10 protein-coding genes are annotated in these 12,382 nt (G+C 57.2%); 1 reads left to right on the top strand and 9 read right to left on the bottom strand.

Annotated features, from left to right (window positions below; genetic code table 11):
• Positions 1 to 10: 10 nt before the first annotated feature.
• From carA to ribF, 7 genes are all read right to left on the bottom strand, one after another.
• A complete protein-coding gene (carA, locus tag DDT56_RS08700; protein ID WP_417903692.1) occupies positions 11 to 1,159 on the bottom strand; it encodes a glutamine-hydrolyzing carbamoyl-phosphate synthase small subunit in 1,149 nt (382 codons plus the stop codon).
• Between the two features lie 446 nt (positions 1,160 to 1,605).
• The gene (gene dapB, locus DDT56_RS08695) at positions 1,606 to 2,430 is read right to left on the bottom strand and encodes a 4-hydroxy-tetrahydrodipicolinate reductase (RefSeq protein ID WP_136166060.1); all 825 of its coding nucleotides are present in this window, start codon (positions 2,428 to 2,430) and stop codon (positions 1,606 to 1,608) included.
• Between the two features lie 274 nt (positions 2,431 to 2,704).
• Positions 2,705 to 3,655, bottom strand: a complete 951-nt coding sequence (gene ispH / locus DDT56_RS08690; protein ID WP_136166059.1) for a 4-hydroxy-3-methylbut-2-enyl diphosphate reductase — start codon at positions 3,653 to 3,655, stop codon at positions 2,705 to 2,707.
• Positions 3,636 to 4,109, bottom strand: a complete 474-nt coding sequence (gene fkpB, locus DDT56_RS08685) for an FKBP-type peptidyl-prolyl cis-trans isomerase (protein WP_136166058.1) — start codon at positions 4,107 to 4,109, stop codon at positions 3,636 to 3,638. Before fkpB ends, ispH begins: the two co-directional genes overlap by 20 nt.
• Positions 4,109 to 4,618, bottom strand: a complete 510-nt coding sequence (gene lspA, locus DDT56_RS08680) for a signal peptidase II (protein WP_136166057.1) — start codon at positions 4,616 to 4,618, stop codon at positions 4,109 to 4,111. The genes fkpB and lspA overlap by 1 nt, the downstream gene beginning before the upstream one ends.
• Positions 4,618 to 7,431 carry an isoleucine--tRNA ligase gene (gene ileS, locus DDT56_RS08675; RefSeq protein ID WP_136166056.1) on the bottom strand — a complete coding sequence of 938 codons (2,814 nt, stop codon included), beginning with the start codon at positions 7,429 to 7,431 and terminating at the stop codon, positions 4,618 to 4,620. Before ileS ends, lspA begins: the two co-directional genes overlap by 1 nt.
• A gap of 32 nt (positions 7,432 to 7,463) precedes the next feature.
• Complete coding sequence (gene ribF / locus DDT56_RS08670) at positions 7,464 to 8,405, bottom strand: bifunctional riboflavin kinase/FAD synthetase (protein WP_136166055.1); 942 nt, start codon at positions 8,403 to 8,405, stop codon at positions 7,464 to 7,466.
• Positions 8,406 to 8,818: 413 nt separating this feature from the next.
• On the opposite strand from ribF, the gene rpsT reads away from it, so the two are divergent.
• Positions 8,819 to 9,082 (top strand): 30S ribosomal protein S20, encoded by a 264-nt coding sequence (gene rpsT, locus DDT56_RS08665; protein WP_009111382.1) that lies wholly within the window; start codon positions 8,819 to 8,821, stop codon positions 9,080 to 9,082.
• Positions 9,083 to 9,218: 136 nt separating this feature from the next.
• Here the strand turns inward: rpsT and dnaJ are convergent, their stop codons facing one another.
• Positions 9,219 to 10,352 carry a molecular chaperone DnaJ gene (gene dnaJ, locus DDT56_RS08660; RefSeq protein ID WP_136166054.1) on the bottom strand — a complete coding sequence of 378 codons (1,134 nt, stop codon included), beginning with the start codon at positions 10,350 to 10,352 and terminating at the stop codon, positions 9,219 to 9,221.
• A gap of 113 nt (positions 10,353 to 10,465) precedes the next feature.
• Positions 10,466 to 12,382: a molecular chaperone DnaK gene (gene dnaK / locus DDT56_RS08655; protein WP_136166053.1), complete on the bottom strand. Its 1,917-nt coding sequence runs from the start codon at positions 12,380 to 12,382 to the stop codon at positions 10,466 to 10,468.

The raw sequence follows: 12,382 nt of genomic DNA, 5'->3' as shown, positions 1-12,382 counted from the left end.
TCGCTCCTGATTATTCGGCTGAAGAACGGTAAGTCTTGATCAATTCAATAAAGTGGTCGAAAAACGGCGCCGCATCGTGCGGGCCGGGGCTGGCTTCCGGGTGTCCCTGAAAACTGAACGCCGCCTTGTCGGTGCGGTGAATCCCCTGCACCGTGTGGTCGAACAGCGATTTGTGCGTCACCCGCAGAGTGGCGGGCAGATCGTTTTCATCCACCGCAAAACCGTGGTTCTGAGCGGTGATCATCACGCGATTATTATCCAGATCTTTTACCGGGTGATTGCCGCCGTGGTGGCCAAGCTTCATTTTGACCGTCTTCGCCCCGCTCGCCAGCGCCAGCAATTGGTGGCCGAGGCAGATGCCGAATACCGGGATATCGGTGTCCAGAAAGGTTTTAATCGCCCGAATGGCGTAGTCGCAAGGCTGCGGGTCGCCCGGACCGTTCGACAGGAAAATGCCGTCCGGATTCAGTTTCAACACCTCCTCCGCCGGGGTCTGCGCCGGCACCACCGTCAGGCGGCAGCCTCTGTCCACCAGCAGGCGCAGAATGTTGCGCTTCACGCCGTAGTCGTAAGCCACCACGTGGTAAGGCAGTTCGCTCTCCGCTTGCGCCGCCGGCAGCCCGCCTTCCAGCGTCCAGCTGCCCTGCGTCCAGCCATAGCTTTCCGCCGTGGTGACCTCTTTCGCCAGATCCATGCCCTTCAGCCCCGGAAACGCCCGGGCTTTTTCCAGCGCCAGCGCGGCGTCCGGCGCGTCGCCGGCGATAATGCAGCCGCTCTGGGCGCCTTTCTCGCGCAGCAGGCGTGTCAGCTTACGGGTATCGATATCGGCGATGGCGACGATATTGTGGCGTTTGAGGTAGTCGGACAGGCTCTCTTCGCTGCGGTAGTTACTGGCAATCAGCGGCAGGTCTCGAATGACCAGGCCCTGAGCCTGTATGGAAGGCGATTCTTCGTCGGCGTCGTTGGCGCCGACGTTACCGATATGGGGATAAGTAAGAGTCACAATCTGGCGGGAATAGGATGGATCGGTAAGGATTTCTTGATATCCGGTCATCGACGTATTGAAGACCACTTCTCCCACTGCCGAGCCTTCCGCCCCGATGGCCCGGCCATGGAATTGGGTTCCGTCTTCCAGAACCAATAGCGCTGACTTAATCAAAACACCCTCCAAGGAATAAAAAATCATGTTATTTGCATATTAATTCAGATTAATCGATCTAAATCAACGCAAAAACCACCTGCGAGGTAAATTTTTGGCAAATTGGGCGCATTTTAATGATGGCCGGCTAAATTGTCCACTTTAACCGCACTTTTTCCCTTATTTATATAGCTTATGGCATAAATGCCGGCCCACCGCCGTAAAAACGCAGGTTAACTAAGGAAAGTAAACGATTGCCGCCCCAGATGGCTAAAATAAAGAAGAAAATCACTCCATAGGCGCCGTTTTACGGATTCAGGATAAAAAAACGGGCCTGAAAAACAATAAAATCGACATAAACAATGAAGTTAACCAATAAAATAAAACAAAGGCACAAAAACAAAAGCAACGACATAAAATCGCCGCTTTTATCATTGAGTTATATTTATTTAATTTACACTTATCCTTTACAAATCATCCAGCCCGAGCACATCGCGCATATCGAAAAGGCCCTCTTTTCTAGATCTCACCCAGATTGCCGCCCTAACCGCGCCATTGGCAAAGGTCATACGGCTGGAAGCCTTGTGGGTAATCTCCACGCGCTCGCCGACATCGGCAAACATCGCCGTGTGCTCGCCGACGATATCGCCCGCGCGCACGGTGGCAAAACCAATGCTTTGCGGATCGCGCTCGCCGGTATAGCCTTCGCGGGCATAAACGGCGCAGGTTTTCAGATCGCGCCCCAGCGCGCCGGCAATCGCCTCGCCCATCGCCAGCGCCGTTCCTGAAGGCGCATCCACTTTATGGCGGTGGTGGGCCTCAATAATTTCGATATCGCTATAATCGCCCATCACCTTGGCGGCCTTTTCCAACAGCTTGAGCATCACATTCACGCCCACGCTGAAGTTAGCGGCGAAAACAATGCCTATCTCCCGCGCGGCGTCGCGAATAGCCGCTTTTCCCTGCTCATCAAAACCGGTGGTGCCGATAATCATGCCCTTATGGTGCTGACGACAAAACGCCAGATAGGCCAGCGTGCCTTCAGGACGGGTAAAATCGATTAAGATATCGAAGTCGTCGCGCACCGCCTCCAGGCTGTCGCTCACCGCCACGCCGGTTTTGCCCAGCCCGGCCAGTTCGCCGGCGTCAACGCCCACCAGCGACGATCCCGGACGCTCCAGCGCGGCGCCCAATACCGCGCCCTCCGCCTGCTCCACCGCCGCAATAAGCTGACGCCCCATACGGCCGCCGGCGCCGGCAACGGCGATACGGATGATTGATGAATCCTGCATAATGTCTCTCTCTTTGCTGATTTCGTCATGAAATAACGCTAGGTTAACGGGCGTGAGGCCCTATCGCCAGCGGATTCATAAGCGGATAAGAAAATTATGTGCGCAGAGAGGATAAAGCGTAAAGCCGGTCCGCCGCTAGCGCTTACGCCGCCGCATTAAGCACGATGGCGCATAAATATGCATTTTATCCGATAATTAACCGGCGATCGGGTTTATTCGGGGAGAACGAGGGAAGAGGCGGCGAAGAGAAAACGCGCTCCCGCCGCCATCAAGGTTAATCGATTAGCTTCACTTCAACGCGCAGCTCTTTGGGCACTTCAAAGACGATGTTCTCTTCGCGCCCCTGCATTTCCACGGCAATCTCTCCGCCCAGGGCCTGCAAGCGCTTGATGACCTGCTGCACCAGGATATCCGGCGCCGACGCCCCGGCGGTCACCCCGACGCGGGTAATGCCGCTCAGCCAGCTTTCCTGAATGTCCGCGGCCGCGTCGATCAGATAAGCCGATTTCCCCGCGCGCTGCGCCAGTTCGGCCAGACGATTGGAGTTGGAGGAGTTCCTGGAGCCGACCACCAGCACCACGTCGGCTTCAGTCGCCAGATTGCGCACCGCCTCCTGGCGATTGGTGGTGGCGTAGCAAATATCGTCTTTACGCGGACCGATAATGCGCGGAAAACGTTCGCGCAGCGCATCGATCACCGCGGAGGTATCATCAACCGACAGCGTGGTTTGCGTCATAAAACAGAGGTTGTTTTCGTCCTTGACCTGCAAGCGCCAGACATCCTCGGGCGACTCCACCAGATACATGCCGCCGCGCGCGTTACTGTACTGCCCCATGGTGCCCTCGACCTCCGGGTGGCCGGCGTGGCCGATCAGGATCGCCTCCACGCCTTTGCGGCTGGCCCTCGCCACTTCCATATGCACCTTGGTCACCAGCGGACAGGTGGCGTCAAAGACGGTCAGATCGCGATTTTTGGCCTCGGCGCGCACCGCCTGCGAAACGCCATGGGCCGAGAAAATCAGAATCGAGCCGTCCGGCACCTCCTCGATCTGTTCGATAAATATCGCGCCGCGCTCGCGCAGCCCGTTGACCACATAGCGGTTATGCACCACTTCATGACGCACGTAGATCGGGGTGCCGTAAATCTCCAGCGCCCGCTCGACGATACTGATGGCGCGATCGACCCCGGCGCAAAAGCCGCGGGGATTAGCCAGCAAGATTTGCATGGGGAACCTCCTGCCGAGATGGGTCGATATCCAACACTTCCATATCGAACGTAACCGAGCGGCCGGCCAGCGGATGGTTGAAATCCACGGTGACGGACTCTTCCGTCACCTCACGGATGATCCCCGGCATATCGTTGCCGCCCATGCCGCTGAACAGCATGATGGTCCCCACGTCCGGCACGCCGGTCTCGGCAAAGTCGCGACGCAGGAAAAACTGGATCAGGTCGGGGTTTGCGGCGCCGAAAGCGGACTCCGGCGCCAGCGTGAACTTGCGTTTCTCCCCCCGCCTTAATCCCAGCAGATGCCGTTCCAGTTCGGCGGACAGGCTGCCGTCGCCCAGTCGGAACAGCGCGGGTTTGCCGCTTTCACGGGTCGACTCCGCCGCGGAACCATCCTCCAGCGTCAGGATAAAATGCACCAGCACAGCGCTGTTGCTCTGTACAGTCTCAGACATCAGTGACCCTTTTGCTTGACCGCGTCATCATTGGTGTTGAAAAAGCCTTCCAGCACAATCAGCGCGGCGCCGATACAGATAGCGCTGTCCGCCAGATTGAAGGTGGCGAAATGCCAGCTACCGACATAGAAGTCGATAAAATCCACGACGAAACCATGCCACATCCGGTCAAACAGGTTGCCCAAGGCGCCGCCGATAATCAGCGCATAGGCGATATTATTCAGCTTTTGCCGCGCGCTGCCGCGATACATCATCACCAGCAGGGCGATAACGATGGCGATGGCGATACCGGCAAAAAACCAGCGCTGCCAGCCGCCCTTGTCCGCCAGAAAACTGAACGCCGCGCCATAGTTGCGCGCATAGTGCAGGTTCAGATAAGGAACCAGCGGCTGCGTATCCCCCAGCGCGAAGTGGGCTAAAATCCACTGCTTGCTGCCGAGGTCGACAACCAGAACCGCCAGCGCCAGCCACAGCCAGCGCAATCCGCTCGAACAGATCGATTTATTCATCAGACAAATTTACGCTCTTCGCCCTTGCCGCCGACGTTGGTCGCGCAGCGACCGCAAATGTCGGGATGATCGGGGTTGCTGCCGATATCCGACTCATAATGCCAGCAACGCGGACACTTATGCCCTTCCGCCTTGCTTAAGGCAATTTTCAATCCGGGTAGTTCCGTGGCCTGCGCGTCGACCGACGCGTTTTCATACCGCTCGACCCGGGCTTTCGAGGTCAGCAGGGCGAAATGCAGCTCCTGATGCAGCCGATTAAGCTTACCGGCCAGGTCGGCGTCGGCGTACAGCGTGACGGAGGCTTCCAGCGATCCGCCGATACGCTTGTCGTTACGCGCCTGCTCGATCGCCTTATTCACTTCGCTGCGTACCTGCAGAATATCCGCCCAGAAAGCGTCATTCAGGGTTTCCGCCGTATCCAGACCAAACAGGCCGTCATACCACTCTTCGGTAAACACGTATTGCGCGCGCTCGCCCGGCAGATACGCCCAGACTTCATCCGCGGTAAAGGAGAGGATCGGCGCCATCCAGCGCACCAGCGCTTCCGCAATATGATACAGCGCCGTCTGGCAGCTGCGGCGGGCCACGCTGTCGCCTTTCGCCGTATACTGGCGATCCTTGATGATATCGAGATAGAACGACCCCATCTCGATAGAGCAGAACTGCATCAGACGCTGAACCACGCGGTGGAAATCATAGCTGTCGTAGGCTTCGGTAATCTCTTCCTGCGCGGCTTTGGCGCGGCCGACCGCCCAGCGATCCAGCACCACCATCTCTTCCGGCTTCACCATATCCGTCCGCGGATCAAAACCGTTCAGGTTGGCCAGCAGGAAGCGCGCGGTATTGCGAATACGGCGGTAGGCGTCCGCGGAGCGCTTCAGGATCTCATCAGACACCGCGATTTCGCCGGAGTAGTCGGTTGAGCCGATCCACAGCCGCAGAATATCGCCCCCCAGCTTGTTCATCACATCCTGCGGGCTGACGGTATTGCCGATGGATTTGGACATCTTGCGGCCCTGACCGTCAACGGTGAAGCCGTGGGTCAATACCTGACGGTACGGCGCCTTGCCCTTGATCGCCGTCGAAATCATCAGCGACGACATAAACCAGCCGCGGTGCTGGTCGGAACCCTCCAGATACATATCCGCCGCGTGGCCGCCGAACTCGGGGCGCACGTCCACCACCGAGCGGCTGGTCGATCCCGAGTCGAACCAGACGTCCAGCGTATCCGGGACTTTTACATAGTCCGCCGCGTCGGCACCGAGCAGTTCGGCCGGGTCGAGATCCCACCATGCCTGGATGCCGTCCTGCTCCACGCGTTTGGCAACCGCCTCGATCAGCTCGCCGGTGCGCGGATGCAGTTCTTCCGTCTCTTTATGGACGAAGAGCGACATCGGCACCCCCCAGGTGCGCTGGCGGGAAATACACCAGTCGGGACGATTGGCGACCATCGATTCGATACGCGCCTGGCCCCAGTCCGGGATCCACTGTACGCCTTTGATTTCGGCCAGCGACTGCTTACGCAGCCCTTGCTGATCCATGCTGATAAACCACTGCGGGGTGGCGCGGAAAATGATCGGCGTTTTATGGCGCCAGCAGCACGGATAGCTGTGCAGCAGTTTTTCCACGTGCAGCAGCGCGCCGCGCTGGCGCAGGATCTCGACGACGGTATCATTGGCCTTAAAGACAAACTTGCCGTCCAGTTCCGGATAGGTGCCGCTCAGGTAGCAGCCGTTCGGCCCCACCGGATTGGCGACCTCCAGCCCGTATTGCTGACCGATGACATAGTCGTCCGGACCGTGGCCGGGCGCGGTATGCACCGCGCCGGTACCCGCGTCCAGCGTCACGTGGTCGCCCAGGATCGCCGGCACGTCGAACGCCAGGAACGGATGCTGGAAACGCAGCAGTTCGAGATCGCGGCCGCTGCATTCGCCCAGCACGGTCCAGTGGCTGACGCCAATGCGTTTCATCACGCTTTCCACCAGATCCGCCGCCAGAATCAACGCCCGCCCTTCAACCTGCACCAGTTGATAGGTGAATTCAGGGTTGAGGGAGATGGCGCGGTTAGCCGGCAACGTCCACGGAGTGGTGGTCCAGATAACCAGCGCAAGCGGCCCGTCCGCCTGGCTCACGCCGAATTTGGCGCTAACCGCCGCGGCATCGACGGCGTTAAACGCCACGTCGATGGAAGGCGAGGTTTTGTCGTAGTATTCCACTTCCGCTTCCGCCAGGGCGGAACCGCAGTCGGCGCACCAGTGAACCGGCTTGGCCCCTTTATGCAGGTGGCCGTTGGCGATAATTTGGCCCAGCGCGCGAATGATGTTGGCTTCGGTGGCGAAGTCCATCGTCAGGTAGGGATGATCCCAGTCGCCCAGCACGCCAAGACGGATAAAGTCTTTCTTTTGACCGGCAACCTGCTCGGCCGCGTATTTGCGGCACTCGGCGCGGAATTCCGCGGCGCTGACCTTCTCGCCCGGCTTGCCGATAAGCTGTTCAACCTTCAGTTCAATCGGCAGGCCGTGGCAGTCCCAGCCGGGGATATACGGCGAGTCATAGCCGGCCAGGGTTTTCGACTTGACGATAATGTCTTTCAGAATTTTATTGACTGAGTGACCGATATGAATGTTGCCATTCGCATACGGCGGGCCATCGTGCAGAATAAAGGTTTTTTTACCCTTTTTAGCACGGCGAATAATCCCGTACAGATCCTGTTCATACCAACGTTTCAGCATGTCAGGTTCACGCTTGGCCAAATCGCCACGCATCGGGAACCCTGTTTCCGGCAAATTCAGGGTAGTCTTATAGTCACTCATTAGATTCTCGATTTCGTTTTCGGCTAGAAAAATTAAACCGGTGTCTTTAACCCGAAAAACTCCCGGGCCGTCACCACATCATCAGCGATTTGCCGCTTGAGCGCCTCAAGCGAAGCAAAACGCCGTTCATTACGTATCTTTTTGCGTAGCGCCACTTCTATATGACGGCCATAGAGATCCATCGTCACATCCAGCAAATGCACTTCAAGCTGCTGGCGCTTGTCTCCGGTGACCGTCGGGCGCGTGCCGATATTGGCCACCCCCGGCAACGGCTTATCCCCCAGGCCATAGACGCTGACGGCATAAACCCCGCCGACCGGCGACACCTGGCGTTTTAACGGCAGATTGGCGGTGGGGAAACCGATGGTCCGCCCCAGCTCGTTACCATGAACCACGCGCCCGGAAATGCTGTAGGGATGGCCCAACAGGCTTTCCGCCAGCGCCAAATCGTCATTGTAGAGCGCTTCGCGCACCGCGGTGCTGCTCACGCGTTTACCATCGTTGCAGAATGACGCGGTGCTGATAACGTCAAAACCCGCCTCCCGGCCCGCTTTCTGTAATAACAGGAAATCGCCTGCGCGACCAGCCCCGAAGCGGAAGTCATCCCCCACCACCAAAAACCTGACGCCCAGCTTCTCTACCAGCAGGGTGGAAACAAAAGTTTGAGCATGGTTGGCGGCGAAGCGGGCGTCAAATCGCACGCACAGCAGGTAGTCCACGCCGGCTTTCCGCAGATAGTTCACTTTATCGCGCAGGCGAGTCAGCCGCGCCGGCGCCTTCTCGGCGGAAAACAGCTCCAACGGCTGAGGTTCGAAAATCATCACCATGACAGGAAGGCCGCGTGCGCGGCCTTCCTGCTTCAAGCGCTCAAGCAGCATCTGATGCCCGCGATGCACGCCGTCAAAATTACCAATAGTGAGCACACAGCCATAATGGTGTGCCCGAAGATTGTGTATACCGCGAATTAGCTGCATGGCTGGCTCAGAACAAATGGGTTAAATTGGAAACCGGCGGATTATACCTTGTACAGCGAGTAAGGTTAACCCGCGATTCGCGCCTTTTACCGCCGCCCTTGCGGATACTGTCGCTATTTTGGCGTTTTTTCGACGGATCGTCGGCGAATAGCGGCGACAAGCGGGCTATTCCGACGGGGTTTTCGCCGTGATTAATTGTTTTATCGCGCTTTAATCGCCTTAAGGTGAATTTATCATGCGAAAAGCTGTATTCCACCGCGTGAAGCTGTTAAAATCCTGCGCCATCACAACGTAACAAGCGTCGACGTACAAACGGCGCTTATTTGCACAAATCCATTGACAAACGAAGGCTAAAAGGGCATATTCCTCGGCCTTTGAATTGTCCTCGATAGAATATATTTGGGAGTTGGACCTTGGCTAATATCAAATCAGCTAAGAAACGCGCCGTACAATCTGAGAAGCGCCGCAAGCATAACGCAAGCCGTCGCTCGATGATGCGTACTTTCATCAAGAAAGTATACGCGGCGATCGCGACTGGCGATAAAGAAGCGGCACAGAATGCGTTTAATGATATGCAACCGATCGTGGATCGTCAGGCAAGCAAAGGCCTGATCCACAAAAACAAAGCTGCACGTCATAAATCCAATCTGGTTGCGCGCATCAACGCCATGCAATAATCGCTTTTCGCGTATTATTGTGGTTAAAAAAACCGGCTCAGGCCGGTTTTTTTACGTCTGCCGTCAGAGCAAAAAAAACCGGCCGCTGATTCGCGACCGGTTTTTCCGTCTTATCCCGCTGGCGATAAAAAGCGCCTTAGCGCGTCAGATCGTCAAAAAACTTCTTCACGCCGTCGAAGAAGCTTTTGGAACGCGGGCTGTTTCTGTCGCCCGACGGGCCGCCGAAGCTTTCCGCCAGCTCCTGCAATAGCTCTCTTTGCCGCTCGTTCAGGCTGACCGGGGTTTCCACCACCACCCGGCACAGCAGATCGCCCTGGGCGCCGCCCCGTACCGACTTCACGCCCTTGCCGCGCATGCGGAACAGTTTGCCGGTTTGCGTTTCGGCGGGAACTTTCAGCTTCACCCGGCCATCCAGCGTCGGCACTTCAATTTCTCCGCCCAACGCCGCCATGGCGAAGTTGATCGGCACCTCACAGTACAGGTTGTTTTCTTCGCGCTGGAAAATCGGATGCGCTTTCACCTGAACCTGCACATACAAATCGCCCGCCGGCGCGCCGTGCTCCCCCGCTTCCCCTTCGCCGGACAAACGGATGCGGTCGCCGGTATCCACCCCGGCCGGGATCTTCACCGACAGCGTTTTGCTCTTTTCCACCCGGCCGTGACCGTGGCATTTAACGCAGGGATCTTTAATGATCTTGCCGCGGCCGTGGCAGTGCGGACAGGCCTGCTGCACGGTAAAGAAACCCTGGCGCATTTGCACCTGGCCGTTGCCGTGACAGGTAGGACAGGTGACGGGCGAACTGCCCGGTTTCGCCCCGCTGCCGTGGCAAACATCACACTCTTCCAGCGTGGGAATACGGATCTCTTTGGTGACGCCGCGCACGGCCTCTTCCAGCGACAGCTCCATGTTGTAGCGTAAGTCGGAGCCGCGGCTCGCGCGCTGACGGCGACCGCCGCCAAAAATATCGCCGAAAACGTCGCCAAAGATATCACCGAAATCGGCGCCGCCGCCGCTAAAGCCACCGCCGCCGCCCATGCCGCCTTGTTCAAACGCGGCATGGCCGTACTGATCGTAAGCAGCTCGTTTCTGTGAGTCGGTGAGGATCTCGTAGGCTTCCTTGATCTCTTTAAATCGCGCCTCGGCTTCTTTCTCACCAGAATTACGATCCGGGTGATACTTCATCGCCAGACGTTTATAAGCCTTCTTGATTTCACGCTCGTCCGCATCTTTAGCAACGCCTAAAATCTCGTAATAGTCTTGCTTCGCCATTCTTTTTTTCCTGCCCTCAACATACGTGCACGGGCGCAGAGTTTCCTCGACGCCCGTGCTGGTTGCCAGCAACAGTATCTACTACTGACCGCTACCGTGCCCGCTCAGGGCAATTACTTTTTATCTTTTACTTCTTCAAACTCGGCATCGACCACGTCGTCGTCTTTACGAGCGGCGTCATCCGCCGCGCCTTCAGCGCCCGCGCCGGCCTGAGCCTGCTGCTGAGAGGCTTCCAGCAGTTTGCCGGAAACCTGAACCAGCGCCTGGATCTTCGCTTCGATATCGGCCTTGTCTTCGCCTTTCAGCGCGCTTTCCAGCGCTTTCAGCGCATCGTCAATGGCGGTTTTATCATCGGCGGCCAGATTATCGCCGACTTCTTCCAGCTGCTTGCGCGTGCTGTGCAACAGGTGATCGCCCTGGTTGCGGGTCTGCACCAGTTCCTCAAACTTACGGTCGGATTCCGCGTTCGCTTCGGCATCGCGCACCATTTTCTGGATCTCGTCCTCATTCAGACCGGAAGAGGCCTTGATGGTGATTTTCTGCTCGCGGCCGCTGTTTTTATCTTTCGCGGAAACGTGCAGGATACCGTCGGCATCGATGTCGAACGTAACTTCGATCTGCGGCAAACCGCGCGGCGCAGGCTGAATGCCGTCCAGGTTAAACTGCCCCAGGGACTTGTTATCCTGGGCGCGTTTACGCTCACCCTGCAGGACGTGAATCGTCACCGCGGACTGGTTATCTTCCGCCGTAGAGAACACCTGGCTGTGTTTCGTCGGGATAGTGGTGTTCTTGGCAATCAGCGCCGTCATCACGCCGCCCATGGTTTCGATACCCAGCGACAGCGGGGTAACGTCCAGCAGCAGAACGTCTTTCACGTCGCCGGACAACACGCCGCCCTGAACCGCGGCGCCGATAGCCACCGCTTCATCCGGGTTGACGTCTTTACGCGGTTCCTTGCCGAAGAAATCAGCCACTTTCTTCTGTACCAGCGGCATACGGGTCTGACCGCCGACCAGAATAACGTCCTGAACCTGAGACACGGACAGGCCGGCGTCTTTCAGCGCGACTTTCAGCGGCTCCAGAGAACGGTTGACCAAATCTTCAACCAAAGACTCCAGTTTGGCGCGCGTCACTTTGATGTTCAGGTGTTTCGGGCCGGTCGCATCCGCGGTGATGTACGGCAGGTTGACGTCGGTCTGCTGCGCGGAAGAGAGCTCAATCTTGGCTTTTTCCGCCGCTTCTTTCAGACGCTGCATCGCCAGCGGATCGTTACGCAGGTCAAAGCCCTGCTCTTTCTTGAATTCGTCAACCAGATAGTTGATCAAACGGCTGTCGAAGTCTTCGCCGCCCAGGTGGGTATCACCGTTGGTCGCCAGAACTTCAAAGGTTTTTTCGCCGTCAACCTCATCGATTTCGATAATAGAGATATCGAAAGTACCGCCGCCCAGGTCATAGACGGCGATGGTGCGGTTGCCCACTTCTTTATCCAGGCCGTACGCCAGCGCGGCGGCGGTCGGTTCGTTAATAATACGTTTCACTTCCAGGCCGGCGATACGGCCGGCGTCTTTGGTCGCCTGACGCTGAGCATCGTTGAAGTAGGCCGGGACGGTGATAACCGCTTCGGTTACCGGTTCGCCCAGATAGTCTTCCGCCGTTTTCTTCATTTTTTTCAGCACTTCAGCTGAAATCTGCGGCGGAGCCAGCTTCTGATCTTTCACTTCCAGCCAGGCATCGCCGTTATCAGCCGCGATGATTTTATACGGCATGATGTTGGTATCGCGCTGAACTTCTTCATCTTTGAAACGACGGCCGATCAGACGCTTAATCGCGAACAGCGTATTTTTCGGGTTAGTCACCGCCTGACGTTTAGCCGGTTGGCCAACCAGAGTCTCACCGTCTTGGGTATAAGCAATGATTGAAGGCGTGGTGCGATCGCCTTCGCTGTTTTCCAGTACTTTAACCTGCGTACCGTCCATAATCGCTACACAAGAGTTGGTCGTACCAAGGTCGATACCAATAATCTTACCCAT

The sequence above is a fragment of the Brenneria corticis genome, from assembly GCF_003115855.1.
Taxonomy (GTDB): domain Bacteria; phylum Pseudomonadota; class Gammaproteobacteria; order Enterobacterales; family Enterobacteriaceae; genus Brenneria; species Brenneria corticis.
Note: the sequence above shows the minus strand (reverse complement) of the source record. Positions and strands in the feature narration are given on the sequence as shown.